We start from the raw sequence: 21,236 nt of genomic DNA on the forward strand, positions 1-21,236 counted from the left end.
TGCCCGGAACGGTCGGGGCAGCGAAGTGTGCCCCCGCACACCTGACGCCGCCCGGCCTCCGCCCGGTAAGCAGGAAGGGCCACCCGCCCGTCCCGACCCCGCAGAATCGAGACGCCATGCCCGCCCGAGACGCCCGGGACTCCCGCGCGGTCCACCCCGCCGCCCCCGACCACGCCCCGCCCCGCAGGCCCGGAGCCGCGCCCCACCCCCTGATGGCCCTCCAGAGCAGCGCGGGCAACGCCGCCGTCGTCCAGCTCCTCCGCAGCTCCGGCCACGCGGAGGCCCACGGGGCCGTCGTCGTGCAGCGCGCGGGCGACGAGAACGGGGAGTCGTCGAAGAGCAACAAGGGGAAGGCGGTGAAGCGGGACAACGGCAGGGGGCAGCAGCAGGAGGAGGAAGAGGCGGCGTCCGCGCAGGGCGAGCACGTCTTCAACGCCCTGGACGACCTGGCGCGGCAGTTCGCGGCCGAGATGGAGCGCATCCGGAGCGTGCGCGTGGGGCTCATCAACGCGGCGGGCAAGGCGAAGACGCTCTCGCCGACGCAGCTCACGAGGGCGACCGCGCGCATCAACCCGGTCAAGACGGCGCTCGCCCACCTGAACGCCTCCGCCACGGAGGCCGGAACGGAACGTGACCACGAGCGGTTCCGCTCCGCCTCGCACGGCGGTCCCAAGGGCAAGGGCGGTGACCAGAACTCGAAGGACTACGGCAGGTACAAGTCGGACGTCATGGCCACGCTGGCGACCTGCGGTACGCGGGACTGGCGCGACGCCCAGCAGCTCAGGGACCTGCAAGGCCGGCTGCTGAGCACCATCAGGGACGACGCCGCCGCCGACGTCCTGCGGAACGAGGACCTCGTCGGCGGGACGAAGGGAAGCAGTGTCGGGAAGAAGCGGACCAACACCGCGGTCCAGCAGGAGTTCGACGCCTGGGTGAGGGACACGGCCAGGACCATGACGGAGCTCTTCCAGGAGATGATCGACACCGCGAACGCGCTCCACACCCTGCTGAGGGAGACCCGCCGAGGCGCCCTCGGATTCGGCGACGTCGACGACGGCCTGTCGGACACGGACGCGGACCCGGACTCGGACCCGGAGGAGTAACCGCGCTTGCGCTTGCCGCAGCGTCAACTCCTACGGTCGTGGTGTGGGGGCCGGAGACACCGGCCCCGGCGACGGAAGGACACCACCATGGCCTGGTCGATCGCGGACGTGGCCCGGATGTCCGGAGTGACCTCCCGGACCCTGCGCCACTACGACGAGATCGGCCTGCTGCCCGCCGCGTGGATCGGCTCCAACGGGCACCGCCACTACGAGCGGGACGACCTGCTGCGCCTGCAGCAGATCCTGCTCATGCGGGAGCTCGGACTGGGCCTGAAGGAGATCCGCGCGGTCCTGGACAGCCAGGTCGACCGGGTGGCCGTCCTCCGCGAGCACCACGAACGGCTGCTCGCGGAACGCGCCCGTCTCGGCACCCTCGCCCGGACGGTCGCCCGCACCATCACCGAACTGGAGGAGGACGCCCCCATGGCGCAGATCAACCGGCCCGAGAACCTCTTCGAGGGCTTCGAGCCCGACCCCGAGCTGGAGGCCGAGGCACAGCGGCGCTGGCCCGAGGCGTACGAGGAGTCCCAGCAGGCGACGCAGGGCATGACCCCGGCGGACATGGAGCACTGGCAGCGCGAGGTCACCGCGCAGATGATCCGCCTCGCCGAGTTCATGACCGCCGGAACCCCCGTCGACGACCCGGCCGTCCAGGCCGAGATCGGCGCCCACTACCGGAACGTGAGCCGCTTCTGGACGCCGACGGCCGAGGCGTACAAGGGCCTCGCCCTGATGTACGTGGAGGACCCGCGCTTCCGCGACAACTTCGAGCGGATCGCGGCCGGCCTCGCCGAGTACCAGCGCGACGCGATGGGCGTGTACGCGGACACGCGCCTGAGCTGATCCGGAAGCGACGGCGGCGGCCCGCCCGGGCAGGCAGAATCGCCGCCATGCGCATCGTGATCACCACCGCCGGTTCCCGGGGCGACGTCGCCCCCTTCACCGGCCTCGGCCGACGCCTCCAGGACGCCGGCCACCAGGTCGCCGTCGTCGCGCACGCCTCCTTCGAAGGGCTGATCGGCGGCTGCGGGCTCGGCTTCCGGCCCATGCCGGGCGACCCGGAGCAGCTGATCCGGGACTGGTCGCGGGCGGCCTCGCGGGACGAGGTCCAGGCGCTGACCAGGGCGTACGCGGACGGGCTCGCCGACGGTGTGGCGGGGGCCGTCGAGGGCGGGGACGTGGACCTGTTGCTCACCGCCTTCGGCCCGGCGGCGCTCGCCATGGCGGCCGGCGAGGCGCACGGCATCCCCGTGATCGGCACCTACCTCACCCCGTCCTTCGCCACCGCCCGCTTCCCGCTCCCCAACGCGCGGAACACGGGAGACGGCGGTCCGCAGGACGACCTCGCCGCCGGACAGGACGTGCTGCGGCGCGCGGAGGGGGTCTTCGCGGGGGCGGTGCGGCGGCTGCGCGCCCGGTTCGGGCTGCCGGAGCGGACCGCCGGGAGCGGGGCCCTGCGGCCCGTCTTCCACGGCTACAGCCCGCTGCTCCTGCCCCGCCCCGACGACTGGCCGTCCGGCGTCGAGGTGTCGGGCTACTGGTGGCCCGCCCGCCCCGACGGCTGGCGGCCACCGGCCGGCCTGGCCGACTTCCTCGCGGCCGGCCCGCCCCCGGTCTTCCTCGGCTTCGGCAGCATGCTGCCCGGCGAGGGGGAACGGCTCGGCGAGCTGGTGGCCGAGGCGGTACGGAAGGCGGGCGTCCGCGCGGTGGTGCAGGCGGGCTGGGCCGGACTGAGCGGCTTCGGGCCGGACGTCCTGCCCATCGGCGACGTCCCGCACGACTGGCTGTTCCCCCGCACCGCCGCCGTCGTCCACCACGCCGGTGCCGGGACCACCGGGGCCGCGCTCCGGGCCGGGGTCCCGGCCGTCCCCGTCCCCGTCATGGCCGACCAGCCCTTCTGGGCGAAGCGGCTCCACGAGCTCGGCGTCGCTCCGAGGCCGGTGCCGTTCCAGGACCTCACCGCCGTCCGCCTCGCCGAGGCGATCACGGCAGCCCTGACCGAACCGTCCCACCGCCACCGCGCGGCCGAACTCGCCCGGGGCATCGCCGCCGAGGACGGCGCGGCGGGGCTGCTCGCCCACCTCCGCACCGCCCCCGGGGGCCGCGGCTGAGCGGTCAGCTGTCGAGGAGGGCGATGCGGATGGCGCGCTCCACGTGCGCGGCGGTGTTGGCGTAGCCGTGGGCGTTGGGGTGGACGAGGGTGACGCGCTTGTTGATGGGAGCGCAGTTCAGCAGGGTGCCGGCCAGCTTGGCGGGCCAGTAGTCCTCGGCGTCGCCGCAGATTCCCTCGACCCACTTGGTGCCCGCGGGCTGGCAGGCGTCGTGGCCCACGCTGGAGGAGTAGACGTCCACGTAGCGGTCGCCGAAGAACGACGTGACGCGCTGGATCGTGTTGTTCAGCTCCTTCAGGACGTCCTCACGCAGCCAGTCGATGTCGGCGTGCTTGATCCCGCCCAGCTCGGTGAGGGAGAGGCGGTTGCAGGCATTGCCCTCCTGCGGCAGGACGGCCGGATAGCCGACGGTGATCACCTTCGCGTTGGGCGCGGCCTCGTGCACCTTGGCCAGCATCGCGATGTACTCGTCCTGGACTCGGGCCAGCTTGTCCTGGATGCTCTCCTCCCCCTCGGGAGGAGAGGTGTAGTACTCACGGCAGTTCTTGCCGATCGTCGCGCCCTGTTCGAGGCACTTGAGGAGCATGCCGCCGAACGGGAGGCTGTTGCCGCCGATGCCGATGGTGACGACGTCGGTCTGGTCGTTGAGCTTCGCCCGCTGGATCTGCGGGTCCACCGCGGTCCAGCCTCCGGTGGGCGGCTGGACCGGGCTGATCGGCGTCTGCTTGGCGTCGGCGATGTCGGCGATGGTGGCGTTGCCGCAACTGACATTGGTCAGGTGGACCAGTTTGCCGGGCGGGAACTCGTCGAACTCCCGGTCGACAACGTCGGGGTAGGCGTTGGTGGTGCGGTCACAGCCGTCCCGCGCGGGGTCGCCGAGCGGGGGCAGCGGGTCCCCGACGAAACCGCCGGCGGTGTACGAGTCGCCCAGCGCGGCCCACTCGTACTGATCAGCCGCACCGGCGGAGCCCGAGAGCGAGAGAGCGGACGCCGCTAGGGCGTGTTTTAGAAGTGGGCTTCGCCGCTCGTCCTGCGCCGTGATGATCGCGGTGTGGGGCGAGGGGATCTTTCTGATGGTCAGTGGGCTGTGCTGGAACCAATGCTGCCGGTGGCGGTGTTGGGGCGGCCGCCGTTGGGCCGGCGGAGGCTGATCGACGGGATTCGGTGGCGGGTGCGGACTGGTGCTCCGTGGAGGGACCTCCCGTCGGAGTACGGGCCGTGGCAGACGGTCTATGGGCTCTTCCGCCGCTGGCAGCGTGACGGCACCTGGCCTGCACTGCTGACCAGGCTGCAAGCCCGCACGGATGAGGCAGGGCTGATCACGTGGGAGGTCAACGTCGACTCCACGATCTGCCGGGCCCATCAGCACGCCGCAGGTGCCCGCCGCGACGGACAGGCCCAGAAGGAACCGCCAGGCGGAACCCGCACCGAGCCGGAAGACCACGCACTGGGCCGGTCCCGCGGCGGTTTCACCACCAAGATCCATCTAGCCTGCGAGCAACGCCAACGACCGCTGTCGCTGCTGGTCACCGCAGGTCAGCGTGGCGACAGCCCTCAGTTCACCGCCGTGCTGGAAGGCATCCGAGTTCCCCGCACCGGACCGGGCCGTCCTCGTGTCCGCCCGCTGCGGGTGCGGGGCGACAAGGCGTACTCCTCCCGCGCCAACCGGGCCTACCTGCGAAAACGGGGAATCCGCTGCACCATCCCAGAGCCCGCCGACCAGGTCGCCAACCGCAAACGGCGCGGGAAGGCCGGTGGGCGGCCTCCGGCCTTCGACCGCGAGGACTACAAGGCCCGGCACGCGGTCGAGTGCGGGATCAACCGGCTCAAGCGCAACCGGGCGGTGGCCACCCGGTTCGACAAACTCGCCGTCCGCTTCGAGGCAACCGTCCTGGTCGCCGCCATCGGCGAATGGCTGTGACCGGCCTGGGCCGTCGGTTGCGCATGCCATGCTGACGGCGACCAGGGGGAACAAGGCGAGGGAGAAGCAACGATGGGGGCTCAGTACTACGGCGCCGACAGCGAGAACGGCGACCGCGTCGACGACCCCTCCGAGGACGCGCTGTTCATGATGGTCAGCGACCTCAACGACTCCGACAACACCTTCGTGGTCGTCCAGCCCGACGAGGAAGACCCCCTCTGGTTCGCCTCCGTGGCCGTCCTGGACGAAGGCGGCTACGAGATCGTCCGCCGTGATACCACCCGCAACGAGCACGAGATCACCACAGCGACCAGCATCAACGACATTGCCCGCGACCTCACCATCTGGATGGCCGCCCGTGACTTCTCCGGACGGCCAACCAGGCAGGTCGGCGAGTTCAAAACACGGCCTAGTACTCCAGCCGTAGATCGTGATCTTCATGGCTGGGCGGCTGCTTGCCGTCGGTAGTGGCAGTCGCGGGCGCGGGCCTGGTGTCGGCGTCGCCAGTGTGACCAGCGGAGTCGGTGCGCGAGGTCGTGGGCCCGGCTGGTCAGGGTGGTGAACAGGCGTTGGATCTCGTTGCAGGTCAAGGGGATCAGGTCGTCGGGGGCGGGGTGGTCGCGGCATGCCCGCAGGCGGCGGAGTAGACGAGGTAGACGGCGACCTGGGAGTTCTCGATCCGGCCCGCCGTGCCGGTGTACTGGCGCTGGACGCCGACCGTGGCGGTGCCCTTCTTCAGGTCGCCGGTCTCGTCGACCACCAGCACGGCTTCGTCATCGGCCAGGTGCGCGACCACGTAGGCGCGTACGTCGTCGCGGACCGCGTCGGCGTCCCACTTCGCGCGGTGCAGCAGGTGCTGCATGCCGTCCGGGGTGGAGTCGCCCGCGTGCTCGGCCAGCGTCCAGCAGTTCTTCCTTGGCAGGTCCGCCAGCAGGCCCAGCACCAACGCCGTTGCGTTGCGGCGTGGTTCGACCCGCGGGAACCGGCCCGCGATACGGCCCGTCAGCTGGTCGAACATCGACCGCCACCGGGCAGGCACTACGCTGTGACCTGCGGCCACCGCCTGATCTTCGTTGGTCGACACAACTCACGATGATCAACGGTGGCCGCAGCCGTCTCCGCACCGGCCCCGACCAGCAAGATCACGACCTACGGCTGAAGTACTAGTCGGCCTGCAGGACGAAGAACAGGAAGCACAGGAAGCGCGGCTTGGCCGCGATGGCCTCGGGGAACATCTCGCGGGCGGCGGGATCAGGCTCCGGCTCGCTGATGACCGTAATCCGGAAACCGGCCCCGATGAAAGCCTCGATCATCGCGTGCAGCGGCCTGTTCCACCTGCTCACCAGGGCGGTATGGCCGCCAATGGTCCACTCCACGGTCCATTTGGTGGTGTCGAAGTAGTTGTGCTCGGCCTCGCGACCGGCCTCGCGGTGTATGAGGTTGATGGCAAAGGGATGGTCGACAGATGCGATCAGCCGACCGCCGGGCCTGAGTACGCGTCGCAGCTCGGCCAGCGCCGGCCCCCAGTCCTCCAGATAGTGCAGCACCAGGGACGCCGTTACATCGTCGAATGTGTCATCAGCGTAAGGAAGCGGGCTGCCCAGGTCCGCCACCTGCAGGTCCGCACCGTCGCCGAGCCGCCGCCGAGCCAGCTCCAGCATCCCGGCACTCGTGTCGAAGCCACTCACAACGGCGCCACGGTCGCGCAGCGCGGCAAACAGGGCCCCCGAGCCGCAGCCGGCGTCGAGAATCCGTCGGCCGGCCACGTCTCCAGCGAGGGCCAGCATCGCGGGCCGCTCGTAGTAGGCATTGACCAGGTTGGTTTCGTTTGCGGCCGCGTACGCCTCGGCGAAGCTGTTGTAGTCGTTGGTCTTCGACGGTTCCGCACTCACTGCGGACGGCGAGACCAGCTTGGTGGAGATCGCGTGCTCTTGGCGCTCACTTGAGATCATGGTGCGGGAGACGTGTGCTCCACCAGTTCAGTTCCGGGCCGCTCCCGACGGCCCTCACATCCTTCGAGATCCAACGAGCCGTTCGTTCCCGAGTTCGTCCAGCACCGCCCGGTGCAGCCGACGCCACAGGCCGGCCCCGGTCCATACCGACCTGCAACGAGATCCAACGCCTGTTCACCACCCTGACCAGCCGGGCCCACGACCTCGCGCACCGACTCCGCTGGTCACACTGGCGACGCCGACACCAGGCCGGCGCCCGCGACTGCCACTACCGACGGCAAGCAGCCGCCCAGCCATGAAGATCACGATCTACGGCTGGAGTACTAGGCCCGGTGCAGATGGCGCTCTGCCTACTGCGCACCCAGTTCTTGCAGCATCTTTTGCTGATGGCGGTGACCGATCGTCTCGTAGCCGATCACGGTGACGAAGGGCGCGAGCATGACCACGAGCAGGCACACCGCGATGGACACGCCGGCGGCGGCCAGGAGGACTGCCGCGAGGAGTACGGCGATGGTGAGGGCGACCAGAAGGATGTGGAAGCGGTCTGCCGTGGACAGCAGCAGGGTGTGCAGGAGGTAGACCATCAGCATGTAGAGGCCGACTGGGAGAGCGAGGGCGAGGACGACGGCGGTGCCGGAGATCTTGGCGTGGTGTTCCATGTACAGGCCTGCCACGTGCAGCCCGGCGCCGGCTCCGGCGACGCCGATGAACAGGGGGATGTGACCGTAGCCGAAGAGGTATCCGCGGCCGCGGCGGTGCGCCAGGATGTCGCCGAACGGCGTCAGGAAATACATCCACCACATACCGAAGGTCAGGCCCACACCGGCGATGACAACGGCGATCGCGTTCCAGGTCCAGTGCGTGCCGTCCCCGCCGCCCAGGAGGTCCCCGGAGGAGGCGACCGTACCGACGACGCCCTCTCCGAGGACGATGATCGCGAAGAGCCCATACCGTTCGGCGACGTGGTGCGGGTGCCAGGGCGTGCCGCCCGCGGAGCCCTGTGTAAGCACCGGCAGGACGAGTTCGAGGGCGCCCAGGACGCCGAACGCGGCGAAAACGGCGCCGTTCGGCATGGGCACGAAGGCCACGACGATCCAGCCGGCCTGGACGATCACCGTCCAGCGGATGTTCGCCATGCCCACGTCGTGGAACGACGGGGACTGCCGGGCGGCGCGCCACCACTGGAGCACCATCGCGATCCGCATCACGACGTAGCCGATGACCATGGCACGTAGTTCGAGGTGGCCGCCCTCCTCGACGGAGTGGAACATCGCGGGCAGGCCGAGCGAGAAGACGACGACGCCGATCATCTGCACCATCGTCACGGCCCGGTAGAGCCAGTCGTCGGTGGCGAATGCAGAGGCGAACCAGCTGAAGCTGATCCAGGCGATGCTGATCGCGAACATCGCCAGGACGAACGCGATGACCGCCTGGCCGGCATGCCCCCCGGCGACCATCTCGGCGAACTGGAACGCCGCCGTGCCGACGGCGACCACGAACGTCAGGTCGAACAACAGCTCCAGCGGCGAGGAGACCCGGCCGTGCTCTTCCGGGTCACGGCCGGTCATGGGGACCAGCCGTCGCGACAGACCGAGCTTGCCGGTGGGTGGGGAATCATTCATGTGCAGCAGTATTTCTGACGCTGTCCCTGCCCGCCCGGCCGCACTGCCGACGCAGAGTTCTCCGGCGACAAGGGTGAAACACTCTACCCGCTCGGCCCCAGCAGCATCGCGGCATGTGGCTATTCGGGCAGGGGTCTCTCCTGGACGTAGCTCTGTGCTCGGTCCCTGACGTGCCCGTCGGCGTCTGCCAGCAGCACGGCCGCAGGCTCCGGCTGCCGGGCCGTCCTCGATGCCGAGCGGTATCTCGCCGCGTGACTTCTCCGGACGGCCAACCAGGCAGGTCGGCGAGTTCTAAAACACGGCCTAGGGCGAGCCCCACGGCCAGCACGCGCGTGCGCAGGCGGGAGACAGGGTGTCGCATGGATCCTCCGGGATCGTGGAAGACGCCCGGGGCCGAACGTGACGCCGGGCGGAGGCACCTCGGCCAAGATCATCCAGGTACTTCGCCCGCTCTTACGACGGATTGGGCCCATCTTGCACGAACGAGCTAATTGGTCACACTGGTCGGACTTTTCGGCTCCGCGTCCGCGTCCCAGGCCGGGTAGTCGGTGTACCCGGCCGCCCCGCCCGTGTACATCAGGTACTGCTCCCGTACGGCGTTCAGCGGAGCCCCCGCGCGCATCCGGCCCACCAGGTCCGGGTTGGCGAGGAAGGAACGCCCGAGGGAGATCAGGTCCGCCCCGGCGGCCAGCAGCCGCTCACCCGCCGCCCGGCCGCCGTCGGCCGGCAGCGGGCCGCCCCAGCCGAGCACCGGGTTCGCGATCAGCGCGCCCGGCCAGGCCTTCCGGATCTCCTGGAACAGCGGCTGCTCCGGATCGGCGAACACCACGTGCAGGTAGGCGGGTTCCCGCTCCGCCAGCGCGGCGACGAGCGCCGGGTACAGCTCCTCGGTGTCGCCCTCCTCGATGCCGTTGACGCCGACCCCGGGGGAGATCCGCACCCCGACCCGCTCCGGGCCTATCGCCTCCGCGACCGCCGTGACGACCTCCACGGCGAAGCGGATCCGGTTCTCGACCGTGCCGCCGTACCCGTCCGTCCGCAGGTTCGTGTTCTTCGCGAGGAACTGGTGCAGCAGGTAGCCGTTGGCCGCGTGCACCTCCACCCCCTCGAAGCCCGCGTCGACGGCCCGCCGCGCGGCGGCGGCGAAGTCCGCCACGGTCGCGCCGATCTCGTCGATGGTCAGCTCGCGCGGCGCGACGGCCGGCCGCGGCCCGTCGGCGGTGTGGATGGGCTCCGGCAGCGCGACCGCCGACGGCGCGACCGGCACGGCCCCGCTCGTGTCGGGGTGCCCGACCCGCCCGCCGTGCTGCAACTGCACGAACATCCGCCCGCCCGCGTCCCGTACGGCGTCGGTCACCCGCCGCCACCCCGCCACATGGGCGTCCGTGTACAGGGCGGGGATGTGCGCGTACGTCTGGCCGACGGCACTCGGCGTCGTCGCCTCCGCGACGATCAGACCGGCCGTGGCGCGCTGCGCGTAGTACGTGGCCATCAGCGGCGTCGGGACCCCGTCGGCAGCCGCGCGGTTCCGCGTCAGCGGTGCCATGACCAGCCGGTTGGCGAGGGGGAGGGGGCCGAGGTGGGTGGCTTCGAAGAGGCGGGATCCGCTCGTGTTCTGCGTCATGCCGGTACCGTAGATCCTGACATCAATGTCAGATTCAAGCGTGAACGACGTGTACGGGGGCGGCACATGAGGATCGGCGAGCTGGCACGACGGGCCGGGGTGAGCGAGCGCTCCCTGCGCTACTACGAGCAGCAGGGCCTCCTGCGCTCCGAGCGCACCCCCGGCGGCCACCGCGCCTACGGGGACTGGGCGGTCGACCGCGTCATCCGCATCCAGGCGCTGTACGCGGCCGGGCTCGGCAGCAAGAAGATCGCGATGCTGCTCCCCTGCATGCGGGACGCCGACGGCGGCCCGACCGAGCACACCACCGCCGAGCTCGTCGACGAGCTGGTCGTCGAGCGCGACCGCATCGACCGCATGATCCTCGACCTCGTCCGCTCCCGTGACGTCCTGGACGAGGTCATCGACGCGGCGACCGTCAGGGTCTGACGGCCCCCGCCCGCGCCAGGATCTCCGGCGCGGCCTCTGCGAGCGTGGCGAAGTGCCGGTGCGAACCCTCCGCCGGCTCGGGCGTGTTCACGGTCCAGACCGTCATCCCGGCCGCCCGGCCCGACCGCACGCCCGACGGGGCGTCCTCGATCACCAGGCAGTCGGCCGGGTCCGCGCCCAGGAGCTCGGCGGCCCGCAGGTACGGCACCGGCGACGGCTTGCCCTCGCTCACCGAGGCCGCGTCCACCAGCAGCTCCGGCACCGGCAGCCCGGTCCGCTCGAAGCGCCCCCGCACCCGGTGCGCGTAGTTCGACGTCACCAGACCCCACCGGCCCTCCGGCAGTGCGGTCAGCAGGGCCGCGGCGCCGTCGAACGCGGAGTACGTCCCCGTCCGCACGTCCTCGTCCTCCAGGGCGTGCAGGAGGGCGAGGCACTCGTCGGGGTCGGCTCCCGGCGCCACGGCCGCGAACGTCTCGACGGGGCGGGTCCGCAGCGCCACCGCGTACACCTCGTCCCCGTCGAGCCCGTGCCGCGCGGCCCACTCGTGCCAGACGCGGCGCTGGTTGGCGACGGCGTCCATGAGGGTGCCGTCCACGTCGAAGAGAACGAAGTTCTTGCTGGTCACGCGCCGGATGCTACGTCCAGGAACGCGGCCCAGGAAGAGGGGGTCACGGCGAGCTGGGGGCCGTGGGGGTTCTTGGAGTCGCGGATGTGGACGGTGGTGGGGTGGGCGGCTACCTCGACGCAGTTGCCGCCTTCGCCGCTGCTGTAGCTGGACTTGTGCCAGTCGTAGGCGATCTCGACGCACTCGCCGCCCTCGCCGCTGCTGTAGCTGCTCTTGAACCAGGCCAGATCCGCGGTGCTCATAGCTCTCCCAGCATCTTCTCGATCAAGTCCAGGGACTCGTTTGGCGTGAGTGCCTGTGCCCGGATGATCCCATAGCGCTCGGTGTACTGGCGTACGAGTTCCGGGTCGGTGATCAGCCGTGCGTGACCGTAGATTTCTGTGTACGCGACCTCCCTTCGGCCCTTGGGGGTCAGGAGGGTGAAGGAGCCATCCAGTGAGGGGTGTTCCGTTCGCCCGAACGGCATCGCCTGGAGGTGAATGGTGCGGCGGCGGCCGATTTCCAGTAGGCGGAGCAGCTGCTCTCGATGGACATCGATGCCGCCGGTGGGACGATGCAGAATCGCCTCTTCGAGGACAAAACTGATCGTGGGTGCAGGCCACTTGTCCAGGATCGCTTGTCGGGCGAGCCTGCCGGCCACGCGCCCCTCGATCGTTTCCTCGTCCCACACGGGGCGACGGTGGCCGTACACGGCTTTCGCGTACGAGGGTGTCTGCAACAGCCCTGGCACCGCCTGCACCGCGTAGTAATGCAGCGCCACCGCTTCGGCCTCCGCCTTGGCGAAGTCCTGGAACCAGTCGGGGTGTCGGGTGCGCGCCCGCGCCAACGCCTCCCGCACGTCGTCCACGGCCGCGATGAGCACCCCGTCCGCCCCCAACACCGGATCGGCCCGGATCAGGAAGTCCGGCTGCGGGGTCCGGACCCCGCGCTCCACCGACGAGACCAGGTCCTCGCTACAGTGCGTCGCCTCCGCGAGCTCCGCCTGGCTCATGCCCGCGTTGCGGCGCAGCACCTTGATGATTTTGCCCAGCGCCCTGAACAGGTGCGCCGTACCGTCGACTTCGGAGGGCCTTTCCGGCCGCTCCTCCTCGTTCCCCGACATCCGTACCGCCCTTTGGCGTGCTCGTACCGCTACTCAGCGTCGTGGTGAAGCCCCTGGTCAGCGTACGACCGGGGCCCCAGGCTCGGGGTCATGAAGACGGAAATGACCCCACCGACCACCCCTTCCGGTGAGTCGGGTGGCGAGTTCGCGCAACGCTTCTCCGCCACGCGCCGGGGCGCACGCCTGGCGCGGCTGCTGGCCGTGCAGCAGTTGCTCGACTGGGGTGTGACGGAGACCGACGCGGCGGAGCTCGTGGTGGCCGAGCTGGCGAGCAACGCCGTGACCCACGGGCGGGTGCCGGGGCGGGACTTCGAGTTACGGCTGACGCCGGCCGGCGACCACGTGCGGGTGGAGGTGTCGGACGCCCGGGGCGAACGCGAGCCCGCTCCCGACCCGTATCCCGACGAGCACGGCTACGGGCTGCACCTCGTCGGCGCGCTGGCCACGGCGTGGGGGGTGAAGAGCCGCAGCGTCGGCAAGACGGTGTGGGCGACGGTCCGCGTCTGAGGCGGGTGCGGTACCTCAATTCTTCCTCTGAGGATCACTCGGGCGCTCGATCCGGCCGCCCGGTGCGGTTACGGTCGCGGCAACGCTCAAGTGTTCGGGGGGAACTGTGGGTATGGCTGATCGACGTGCCGCGAAGCTCGTGACGGGTACGGCTCTGGCGGTCCTGGCGCTCTTGGCCGCCGGGTGTACGGAGGGATCGCCGAAGGCGGGCGCCCCGTCGGCCTCGGCTTCCGCATCGGCGACGAAGCGCGCGGCCGAGGTCGAGGCGGCCCAGGGCACGAGGGCCCAGGCCGCGCTGGAGCTGCTCGCCCCGGGGGAGGCGGACGCCATGGAGGACCCGGACGGGCCGCAGTTCGTCGAGTCCGGGCTCGAACGGGTCGCCGAGGGCCTGCACCACCTCACCCGGCTCAAGAAGGGGCCGTACCAGCTCTACGTGGCCTGCGTCGGCGAGGGATCGGTGCAGGTCGTCGCCTCGGGCGGTCCCGCGCGGACCGTGCGCTGCGACGGGGCACCGGCCGCACAGCGCGTCGTGGTGGACGCCCCGGAGGAGCTGAAGCTGGACATCGCGGGGGTGAACGGAGCCTCGGGCATGTTCGCTTGGGAGCTCGCCGCGCTCTCGCCCGACGGCGGGGTCCGCGTCCAGTGACGTTTCTGTGGTGAATGCGCTACGCCTGGAGAGTGAGTAAAGCGCCCGTATCGGAAGATCCTCGGTTCTCTCAGGAAATCATCTGGTTTTGGTAAAGGGTCGTCGTGTTGCGGCGGCGATCCGCGCCCTTCCGATTTCCCCGAGACGACCAGGAGTCAGGCGTTGACCAGTTACGGAAACCGACTGCGCGAACAGATCGCCGCCCCCGGCACGACCCCCCTGATCGGCGTGTACGACATGTACTCGGCGTCCGTCGCCGCCGACCACTACGACGGGATGTTCGTGTCCGGGTTCGGCTTCGCCGCCTCGTACTACGGGCTGCCGGACATCGGGTTCATCGCCTGGCCGGACATGGTCGCGTTCGTGGAGCGGCTGCGCGGCGCGTTCCCCGGGCAGCACCTGCTCGTGGACATCGACGACGGCTACGTCGACCCCGAGGTGGCCTGCCACGTCGTCGAGCGTCTTGAGCGGATCGGGGCGTCCGGGGTCATCCTGGAGGACCAGAAGCGGCCCCGGCGGTGCGGTCACGCGGACGGGAAGCAGGTGCTGCCGCTGGACGAGTACCTGACCAAGCTGGAGATGGTGCTCGCGACCCGGCGGGACATGGTCGTGGTGGCCCGTACGGACGCCACGGACGAGGAGGACATCCTGCACCGGGCGAAGAGCCTCGCCGCGACCGATGCGGACGTCGTCCTCGTCGACGGCGTTCGGAGCGTGGAGTGGATCCGGCGCATCCGCGAGGTCGTCGGGGGCAAGCCGCTGCTCTTCAACCAGATCGCCGGCGGCAAGTCCCCCCGGCTCTCGCTCGGCGAGCTCTCCGAGCTGGGCGTCGACGTGGCGATCTACAGCACCCCCTGCCTCTTCGCCGCCCACCAGGCCATGGACTCCGCCCTCTCCGAACTGAAGCAGGCCGACGGACGGCTGCCCGTCTTCGACGCGACCGACGGGGTCGGCGTCGCCGCCTCTACCCGGCTCCTGGAGCGGAACATCGCCCGCCACCGCGACGCCCCCGAGCGGGTGGGGGTGTGATCCCCCGCCCGCGCGGCGCACGTCCGGCCAAGGCGCTCGGCCTGGCCGCCGTCCTCCTCGCGGCGGCCGCTTCGCCCGCCGCCGCGGGCGGCAGCCTGGTCACCGTCATCGACAACTCCCAGGCCGACTCGGTCCTGGAGGTCGACCGGGCCGCCAACTTCCAGTACGGCAGCAGCGGCACCGTCGGCAGCGACCACGACGGCAGCGCGATCGACGCGATCCAGGCGCTGATGGGAGCCGTCGGCGCCTCGGACGACGCCTGACGGCGACCGACGGCGACCGACGGCGACCGACGGCGTGCGAACGGCCGGGCACCTCCCTCGTGGTGTCCGGCCGTTCCGTCACGTCGTGCGGGGCGTGCGGGGCTCAGTCCTCCGTCAGGTCCGGCTTCCCGTCCTCGCCGACCTCGACCGGCTCCGGCCCGTCCGCGACGTGGTGCGTGACGGCGGCCGCGGAGGCGTCGGCGGCGGGGGTCGCGGGGGTGGTGGCGTGGGCCGACTGGGCGGCCAGGCCGAAGGCCGCGCCGGTCAGGGTCACGGCGGCGGCGATCGCGCGGGCGATCGTGGTGAGGTTCATGCCCGGTCAACGGACGCCGGGCGGGATCGGTCACGGAACGTGACCCTGGAGAGGGAGGAGCGCGCGGTGGAGCCGCGCGCGCCGTCAGCGCCGTTCGACGATTCCGCGCACGTAGGACGCCTGCCCGGCGTGCTGGTTGTCGTCCGTGATCACGCTGACCAGCCGGACACCCAGGGTCACCGGCGGGTCCCATCGGGTGTCGACGATCCGGTCGAGCTCGGCGTTGGTGACGGAGCCGACGTGGGCGAGCGTGTGGAGGTGGACCGCGTCGTGGTAGGCGAGGAGCAGCGTCCCGGGGGCGCGGACGGCGGCGACCTGCTCCCTGGTGTGGCCGTAGCCGGTGTCCGGCTCGGGGAAGGGCAGGCCGAAGCGGGTGGCCCAGCCCTCGCTGTGCCAGATCTGCTCCGTGCCGAACGCGTCGGCGACGTGGTCGTCCTGGATGCGGGTCAGATGCCACACGAGCCAGGCGATCGGGTTGGCGTCGGCGTCGACCCGTACGGTCAGGTCGTCCTCCGACAGGCCCTCGACGGCCTCGTGCACGGTCTCCTGGATCCGGGCGAACGCGTCAAGGAGCAGGTCGGCGCTTTTCATGGGGCCAGACTCGCGGTCCGGCGGCGCGCTGCCGGGCCCCGACCGGCGCCGGACGGGCGGAATTCACCCGAACGGCGCCCGGCCGACGGGCTCAGGCCGTGCAGCCGGCCGCCTTCTGCGCGGCCGGGAAGTAGGCGGTCATGAAGCGGGTCAGCGCCTCCTTGCGGGCGGCCGCGTCACCGCCCTGCGAGGTGAAGCGTTCGGCGCGGGAGACGAACACGGCCTTCTCGGTGCCGACCGTGCACCTGCGGGCCGCGCTGACGAGCGTGTCCGTGGCGCGGCCCTCGTCGCCGATCCCCACCGCCGTCCCGTGCGGCATCTGCCACGTCCAGGTGGCCCGGTAGTCGAGGCTCGCGGGGCCCGGCGTGTTCTCCAGGGCCAGGACGCGCTTGCCGTCCACCGAGACCGCGCAACCGGTGCCCCCGGAGGGCGCGTTCGCGAGCGAGACGGCGACCTCCTTGCCCGGGACCAGGACGGGCCGGAGCACGGCCGGGTCGACGGTGACCCCGCACAGCGCGGCGGGCGTCGCGTACTCCTTCTGCTCCGTCCCCTTCGCGCAGCCGGCCGCGGCCAGGGCGGCGACCACCGCGAGGGCCGTCAGCGCGCCTCGCCTCACTGGTCGCCCGCCAGGCCCTTGGCCCGGCTGTTGCCGTTCAGGGCGGAGAGGTTGATCTCGTTCTCCAGGGTGTAGGCGTTGTTGGTGCCGCCGGGGTTGGCCTTCGCCCACTCCTGCGACAGGGCCCGCAGCTGGTTCTCCCGGAAGTCGAAGGTCTTGCCGTTCTGCTCCTGGATGCCCTTCTCGATGCGGGCCTGCTCGTCCAGCTGCCACTGGTAGGCGAGGGCGTCGACACCACGTTGGGCCGCGTCACCGAGGACCGGGATGAAGTTCGCCGCCCCGCCGAAGCCGTGGTACAGCCACTTGGCGTTCCACGACGGGTCCTCCTTGTCGGTCTTCAGCGCCTGGTAGCGGGCCTCTTCGAGGAAGCCGACGGTGGCGCCGCCGCGCTGGAGGGTCTCCTTCGGGTCGCTCGGGTGATCCGTGTGGATGTCGCTGAGGATCTCCCGGTTCATGGCGTCGTTCAGCACGCCGTACGCGTCCTGGTCGCGGGAGATCTGCTTCGTGACCTCCAGGAGCTGCTTGCGGTCCAGCTGGCGCGGGTCCTGTGCGTCCGCGGACAGCGAGCTCGCCGAGTGGTGCACGACGTCGCTGTGCCGGGAGAGGACCTTCGCCATGTCGTCGCGCATCTCGGACGGCATGTCGTCGCCGCGCGCCGACAGGTACTCCAGGGAGCGGTCCAGGACCTGCCGGTGCTCCGGCGTGAGGTCGACCTGCGGGGCGGTCGGGTCGTTCGGGTTCATGCCGGTCGCGGCGGCGGCCAGTGCGGCGCCGGTGGCGTCCCAGGCCGAGTTGCCGTCCTTGTGGTTCAGCGGGGTGTCGTCGAAGGTGTGCCGGTCGCCGAGGACGTACTTCGCGTTGTCGTCCGGCTGGGTGGCGTTGAAGAACTCGGTGGCCGCGTCCGGGCTGGCGGCGAGCCCCTTCATGAAGCCGGTCATCGGGTCGCGGCCGAAGTCCTCGCCGATGAAGTTCATCTTCGGCGTCGGCGGGGTGCCCGCGTTCCAGTAGTGGTCGGGCAGCTTCATCTTCTTCTCGGTCGCGACGAGCGCGTTGCCGTAGTCGTTGAGGAAGCGGTCGTCCCAGTTGCCGGTGCGCATCAGGTTGCTCATCAGCTGGTACCCGTACACGTGGGCGCCGCGGGTCTGGATGCGCTCCTCGCCCAGCTTCACCATGTCGTTCTCCCACGTGCGCATCGCGGGACTGTCCGACTGGGTCGCGCCGGCCAGGACCAGGGAGAGGTTCTGCTGGAAGTCGCCCAGCTCCTTGAGGCGGGCGCGCTGGAGGTTGCCGCCGTCCGACCCGTCGGACAGGTCCGCCCAGAAGTCGAGGACGCCGCGCGGGCCGAGGGTGGTGGCCAGCTTCTCCTGGAAGAGGCGGTCGTCCTTGTAGGCGGCGAGGTCCTTGTTGAGCCGGTCGAACTCCTCGGGGGACAGGTCGTCCCCCTTGGTCTTCAGCAGGTTCGCGATCCGCTCCGCGTCCTGCATCGCCTGCGCGGCCCGGTCCCGGTCGTAGTAGGCGGCGTCCGAGAAGCCGTACGGGGTCTGGCTGACCAGCATCGTCAGCGCCTGCGCGGCGGTGGTGTCGCTCTCGGTGGCCTGCTGGAGGATCTTCTGGACCTCGTTGCGCAGGCTGATCGCGTCGGCCTCGGTGTGCTCCGGCACCGTGGTGCCCTTGGCGGCGCGGTCGGGGTGGATGTTCATGGTGACGGTGAAGCCGCCGTCACCGGTCCCCACCACCGTCAGGTTCCGGGTCAGGGCCTGGCTGATCGTCTCGTTCAGCTGCTTCTTGTAGCCGTCCAGCTCGCCGTGGGTGTCGCGGAGGATGTTGGCGATGCTGGTCGCCTGGGTGGCGGCGTCCGCGAACTCCTTGGCCGTCTTGCCGATGAACTCCCGCGTGACGGTGGCGTTCACGCCCTTCCAGTCGGCCTTCTGCGCCTTCCCGCCGAGGTTGTCGCGGGCGTCCGACTCCAGCTCCCACAGCTTCTTCGCCATGGCGTCCCAGTCGCCGGCGGACGTGCCCAGCTTCGAGAAGTCGGCGAACCTGAGTGCGTCGAGGTCCATCAGTGGCCCGCCCTCTCCTCGAAGCCCTTGTCGAGCTGCTCGTACTTGAAGCGGGTGGCGATCCAGTGCTCGTCGTCCGCGTGCGTCTTCTTCGAGTACTCCAGGTGGTTCGAGATGTGGGCGCACGCGTCGAGCAGCGTGTTCACCTGCTCGTTCCACTTCTCGGCCACGGTCGTGAGGGCCGGGCCGAGCGCGAAGTCCGCCTTCATGGCGGTGCCGGCCTCCTGCGTGCTGGCCTTCGCGTGGTCGCCCTCGGTGCCGAGGCGCGTGTGCAGCTTGAAGGCGGCGTCCCCGACGGCCGCCAGGTCCGTCTGCTCGACTCTCAGATCGCCGCCCTGGGCGGAGCCGCCGTCGCCGTCGATGTCGACGTGGGCGAGCTGCATCGCCGCCCGATCCTCATGCGCGGCCGACCTGATGCCGGCCCATTCCTCGTCGAATGACACAAGACCCCCGTGTGGTTCCAAGTACCGGTGTACGACGTGCAGATGCACGGCATACCGACGTGAGCGAACCCAGCATATTGCTATCGGAAACGTTTCCTCAGCTGGCCCTCTCGTAGTGGTAGCCCTCGCCGTGCGAGGGTCCCACGTCATGCCGCAGACCCGTCGGAGTGGCGAGTGCGAAGTAGGAAGGGTCGGTGTTCTGGCAGAGGCTGTGCGAGCGGGCCCGGTCGATGATCCCGGTCCCGAGGTTGATACGGCTGCCGCCGTCGCTGATCGAGACCAGCTTCGTGACGTACTCGCAGTGGAACCCGCTCTGCGAGTCGCTGACCATCTTGGCGGCGATCTGGCCGGGGGCGACCCGGTAGATGTACACGGTCGCCGGCTGGTCGATGTTGAACTGGGCCGTGTACTTCCAGGTGCCGACGAAGGCCGACGGGATGCGGTTGTCGGTGGTGGCCGGGGGCTTCGGCTGGGGGGCGGTGGTGGCGGGCGGCCGGGTCGTCGTGCCGCCGGAGGTGGTGGTGGACGAGCCGCCGGAGGTGGTGGTCGAGGACCCGCCGCCGCCGGACGGGCCCGTACCGCCGGAGGAGCCGCCCACGGCCCCGCCCGCGCCCCCGGAGACCGAGCCGCCGCCCCCGCCCGCGCCACCCGCGCCGCCCGCGCCGCCCGCGCCACCCGCGCCCGCCGTGTCGGCGACGCCCGGCGGGGGCACGGCCTTCGTCGGGGCCGGACCACCGCTGCTCGGCCCCGCCGACGGGGCCCCGCTCGACGGGCCGCCCGAGGCGGTGCCCGGGGGAGCGGTGCTGGTCGTGCCGGGCGCGCCCTGGAGGTCGCGGTGGTCGGGGTCGTTGTCGATGAGCCGGACGACGGTGCCGCTGATGCCGAGGACGACGAAGACGGCGGCCACGACGGCCCAGATCCGCGACGCGCGACGCGGCTCGCGGGCGGCGGGCGCGGGCGTGGCGGGGGTGGCGGGAGTGGCGTCGGCGGCGGCCTGCGGGCGCAGCCCGAGCGTGCCGGTGTCGGACGCCCCGGCAGCCGCCTCCCGGGCCTCGCGGGCCTCCTGGGCCAGCTCCTCGGACAGCGCCTCCACGTCGAGCAGCCGGGCGGCCTGCCGGGCGAGCCGCGCGACGAGCACGGGCGGCAGCCAGGCGCCCCCGGCGAGGGCGTCTTCCCAGGGGGCGGGGGCGGGCTTGGGCGGGGTGGCGGCTCCGGGCGCCTCGGCGGCGTCGGCGGCTGCGGAGTCCCCGGTGTCCCCGGCACCCCCGGCGTCCACGCTGGCTCCGGCCTCTCCGCCGGCCACCGCCTCCCCGGCGGCTCCGCTCTCCCCGGCCTCCCCCTCCCCGCCGGTCAGCGCGGGATCGGCGAGCAGGGCGTCGATGCCGGGGCGGCCGGCCGGGTCCTTGATCAGACAGCGGGCGATGAAGGCGCGCAGGGGCTCGGACGCGATCCGGTCGAGCTCCGGTTCGGCCTCCACGATCTGGAACATGATCGCGTGCTGGTTGCTGGCCCCGTGGCCGAAGGGGAGCCGCCCGGTGGCCGCGTACATCAGGACGCAGCCGAGCGCGAAGACGTCGGCGGCCGGGCCCAGGGACTCGCCCCGGACCTGCTCGGGCGCCATGAACCCGGGGGAGCCCACCACCATGCCGGTGCTCGTGAGCAGCGACTCGACGGAGGGCTCCAGGGCACGCGCGATGCCGAAGTCGATGACCTTGGGGCCCTCGACGGTGAGCATCACGTTGGACGGCTTGAGGTCCCGGTGCAGGATCCCGGCCCCGTGGATGCCCTGGAGGGCGCGCAGCAGCCCGCCGGCGAGCGCGAGGAGCGAGTCGGCGGGCAGCGGGCCGTGTTCCCGTACGACCTGCTCCAGGGAGGGCCCCGGGACGAACCCGGTGGCCACCCAGGGGCGTTCGGCCTCGGGGTCCGCGTCGAGGACCGGCGCGGTGAAGTGCTCGCCGACCTTCCGCACCGCCTCGATCTCGCGCCGGAAGCGCGCCCGGAACTGCGGGTCCTGCGCGTGCTCCTCGTGCACGACCTTCACGGCCACGGTCCGCCCGCCCTCGGACCGGGCCAGGAACACCCGGCCCATGCCGCCGGAGCCGAGCCGCCCGAGGAGCCGGTACGGCCCGATCAGCCGCGGATCGCCGACGGCGAGCGGCTCCATGCCGCTGCCGCCCCTGTCGCGCTTGCCACTCTCGCCGCTCATGACGGTCTGACTCCCCCTGGTCGTGACACTGCCCGGTGGTCGGCCGAACGCGCTCAGGTTAGATGAGTACGCG

At 71.3% G+C, this 21,236-nt stretch carries 22 protein-coding genes and 3 pseudogenes; 11 read left to right on the top strand and 14 right to left on the bottom strand.

The genetic code is table 11. The features are described 5' to 3' along the window. Positions 1 to 116 precede the first annotated feature (116 nt). The 3 genes from OG309_RS21455 (at position 117) to OG309_RS21465 (ending at position 3,214) form a co-directional block, all read left to right on the top strand. On the top strand, positions 117 to 1,103 hold the full coding sequence (locus OG309_RS21455; protein ID WP_329423069.1) for a hypothetical protein: 987 nt from the start codon (positions 117 to 119) through the stop codon (positions 1,101 to 1,103). A gap of 87 nt (positions 1,104 to 1,190) precedes the next feature. Then, entirely contained in the window at positions 1,191 to 1,946 is a 756-nt protein-coding gene (locus OG309_RS21460) for a MerR family transcriptional regulator (RefSeq protein ID WP_329423070.1), read from the top strand. Between the two features lie 47 nt (positions 1,947 to 1,993). Then, a complete protein-coding gene (locus OG309_RS21465; RefSeq protein WP_329423071.1) occupies positions 1,994 to 3,214 on the top strand; it encodes a glycosyltransferase in 1,221 nt (406 codons plus the stop codon). 4 nt (positions 3,215 to 3,218) lie between these two features. Here OG309_RS21465 and OG309_RS21470 read toward each other — a convergent pair whose 3' ends face one another. Then, positions 3,219 to 4,295 carry an SGNH/GDSL hydrolase family protein gene (locus tag OG309_RS21470; RefSeq protein WP_329428472.1) on the bottom strand — a complete coding sequence of 359 codons (1,077 nt, stop codon included), beginning with the start codon at positions 4,293 to 4,295 and terminating at the stop codon, positions 3,219 to 3,221. Between the two features lie 18 nt (positions 4,296 to 4,313). On the opposite strand from OG309_RS21470, the gene OG309_RS21475 reads away from it, so the two are divergent. After that, the gene (locus OG309_RS21475; protein ID WP_443067586.1) at positions 4,314 to 5,135 is read left to right on the top strand and encodes an IS5 family transposase; all 822 of its coding nucleotides are present in this window, start codon (positions 4,314 to 4,316) and stop codon (positions 5,133 to 5,135) included. A gap of 28 nt (positions 5,136 to 5,163) precedes the next feature. After that, positions 5,164 to 5,531 (top strand): annotated as a pseudogene (locus OG309_RS21480) (hypothetical protein); the annotation flags it as partial. Between the two features lie 226 nt (positions 5,532 to 5,757). Here OG309_RS21480 and OG309_RS21485 read toward each other — a convergent pair. Both OG309_RS21485 and OG309_RS21490 read right to left on the bottom strand, forming a co-directional pair. Beyond that, positions 5,758 to 6,153: pseudogene (locus OG309_RS21485) on the bottom strand (IS701 family transposase); the annotation flags it as partial. Between the two features lie 145 nt (positions 6,154 to 6,298). Beyond that, positions 6,299 to 7,087, bottom strand: coding sequence for a class I SAM-dependent methyltransferase (locus OG309_RS21490; RefSeq protein ID WP_024756398.1), 789 nt, complete (start codon positions 7,085 to 7,087; stop codon positions 6,299 to 6,301). A 149-nt stretch (positions 7,088 to 7,236) separates the two neighbouring features. Between OG309_RS21490 and OG309_RS21495 the strand changes: the two are divergent. Next, positions 7,237 to 7,386 (top strand): annotated as a pseudogene (locus tag OG309_RS21495) (IS701 family transposase); the annotation flags it as partial. Positions 7,387 to 7,437: 51 nt separating this feature from the next. Here the strand turns inward: OG309_RS21495 and OG309_RS21500 are convergent. Together OG309_RS21500 and OG309_RS21505 are read right to left on the bottom strand one after the other, a co-directional pair. After that, positions 7,438 to 8,709, bottom strand: a complete 1,272-nt coding sequence (locus OG309_RS21500) for a low temperature requirement protein A (RefSeq protein WP_024756399.1) — start codon at positions 8,707 to 8,709, stop codon at positions 7,438 to 7,440. Between the two features lie 487 nt (positions 8,710 to 9,196). After that, positions 9,197 to 10,333: an alkene reductase gene (locus tag OG309_RS21505; RefSeq protein ID WP_329423073.1), complete on the bottom strand. Its 1,137-nt coding sequence runs from the start codon at positions 10,331 to 10,333 to the stop codon at positions 9,197 to 9,199. Between the two features lie 66 nt (positions 10,334 to 10,399). Here OG309_RS21505 and OG309_RS21510 point away from each other — a divergent pair, with 66 nt between their 5' ends. Further along, on the top strand, positions 10,400 to 10,762 hold the full coding sequence (locus OG309_RS21510) for a MerR family transcriptional regulator (protein WP_329423074.1): 363 nt from the start codon (positions 10,400 to 10,402) through the stop codon (positions 10,760 to 10,762). Here OG309_RS21510 and OG309_RS21515 read toward each other — a convergent pair. From OG309_RS21515 to OG309_RS21525, 3 genes are read right to left on the bottom strand one after another with little or no spacing between them, the layout of a single operon-like run. Next, entirely contained in the window at positions 10,752 to 11,387 is a 636-nt protein-coding gene (locus OG309_RS21515) for an HAD-IA family hydrolase (RefSeq protein ID WP_329423075.1), read from the bottom strand. The genes OG309_RS21510 and OG309_RS21515 overlap by 11 nt on opposite strands. Continuing rightward, positions 11,384 to 11,629, bottom strand: coding sequence for a DUF397 domain-containing protein (locus OG309_RS21520; protein WP_329423076.1), 246 nt, complete (start codon positions 11,627 to 11,629; stop codon positions 11,384 to 11,386). The genes OG309_RS21515 and OG309_RS21520 overlap by 4 nt, the downstream gene beginning before the upstream one ends. Then, positions 11,626 to 12,489: a helix-turn-helix domain-containing protein gene (locus OG309_RS21525; protein ID WP_329423077.1), complete on the bottom strand. Its 864-nt coding sequence runs from the start codon at positions 12,487 to 12,489 to the stop codon at positions 11,626 to 11,628. The genes OG309_RS21520 and OG309_RS21525 overlap by 4 nt, the downstream gene beginning before the upstream one ends. Positions 12,490 to 12,579: 90 nt before the next feature. On the opposite strand from OG309_RS21525, the gene OG309_RS21530 reads away from it, so the two are divergent. The 4 genes from OG309_RS21530 to OG309_RS21545 all read left to right on the top strand — a co-directional run bounded on the left by OG309_RS21530 (position 12,580) and on the right by OG309_RS21545 (position 14,934). After that, positions 12,580 to 12,996 (top strand): ATP-binding protein, encoded by a 417-nt coding sequence (locus OG309_RS21530; RefSeq protein WP_329423078.1) that lies wholly within the window; start codon positions 12,580 to 12,582, stop codon positions 12,994 to 12,996. A gap of 112 nt (positions 12,997 to 13,108) precedes the next feature. After that, positions 13,109 to 13,642, top strand: coding sequence for a hypothetical protein (locus OG309_RS21535; RefSeq protein ID WP_329423079.1), 534 nt, complete (start codon positions 13,109 to 13,111; stop codon positions 13,640 to 13,642). 162 nt (positions 13,643 to 13,804) lie between these two features. After that, positions 13,805 to 14,671: an isocitrate lyase/PEP mutase family protein gene (locus OG309_RS21540; protein ID WP_329423080.1), complete on the top strand. Its 867-nt coding sequence runs from the start codon at positions 13,805 to 13,807 to the stop codon at positions 14,669 to 14,671. Continuing rightward, positions 14,668 to 14,934, top strand: coding sequence for a hypothetical protein (locus OG309_RS21545; RefSeq protein ID WP_329423081.1), 267 nt, complete (start codon positions 14,668 to 14,670; stop codon positions 14,932 to 14,934). Before OG309_RS21540 ends, OG309_RS21545 begins: the two co-directional genes overlap by 4 nt. A 103-nt stretch (positions 14,935 to 15,037) precedes the next feature. Here OG309_RS21545 and OG309_RS21550 read toward each other — a convergent pair whose 3' ends face one another. The 6 genes from OG309_RS21550 to OG309_RS21575 all read right to left on the bottom strand — a co-directional run bounded on the left by OG309_RS21550 (position 15,038) and on the right by OG309_RS21575 (position 21,163). Continuing rightward, positions 15,038 to 15,247, bottom strand: a complete 210-nt coding sequence (locus OG309_RS21550; RefSeq protein WP_329423082.1) for a hypothetical protein — start codon at positions 15,245 to 15,247, stop codon at positions 15,038 to 15,040. An 84-nt stretch (positions 15,248 to 15,331) separates the two neighbouring features. Beyond that, positions 15,332 to 15,838, bottom strand: a complete 507-nt coding sequence (locus OG309_RS21555; protein ID WP_329423083.1) for a mycothiol transferase — start codon at positions 15,836 to 15,838, stop codon at positions 15,332 to 15,334. 91 nt (positions 15,839 to 15,929) lie between these two features. Then, positions 15,930 to 16,454 (bottom strand): hypothetical protein, encoded by a 525-nt coding sequence (locus OG309_RS21560; RefSeq protein ID WP_329423084.1) that lies wholly within the window; start codon positions 16,452 to 16,454, stop codon positions 15,930 to 15,932. Continuing rightward, positions 16,451 to 18,514 carry a hypothetical protein gene (locus OG309_RS21565; RefSeq protein ID WP_329423085.1) on the bottom strand — a complete coding sequence of 688 codons (2,064 nt, stop codon included), beginning with the start codon at positions 18,512 to 18,514 and terminating at the stop codon, positions 16,451 to 16,453. The genes OG309_RS21560 and OG309_RS21565 overlap by 4 nt, the downstream gene beginning before the upstream one ends. Further along, complete coding sequence (locus tag OG309_RS21570; RefSeq protein ID WP_329423086.1) at positions 18,514 to 18,897, bottom strand: hypothetical protein; 384 nt, start codon at positions 18,895 to 18,897, stop codon at positions 18,514 to 18,516. Before OG309_RS21570 ends, OG309_RS21565 begins: the two co-directional genes overlap by 1 nt. 157 nt (positions 18,898 to 19,054) lie before the next feature. Continuing rightward, positions 19,055 to 21,163 carry a serine/threonine-protein kinase gene (locus OG309_RS21575; protein ID WP_329423087.1) on the bottom strand — a complete coding sequence of 703 codons (2,109 nt, stop codon included), beginning with the start codon at positions 21,161 to 21,163 and terminating at the stop codon, positions 19,055 to 19,057. Between the last annotated feature and the right edge of the window lie 73 nt (positions 21,164 to 21,236).

This window comes from Streptomyces sp. NBC_01268, assembly GCF_036240795.1.
Classification (GTDB): domain Bacteria; phylum Actinomycetota; class Actinomycetes; order Streptomycetales; family Streptomycetaceae; genus Streptomyces.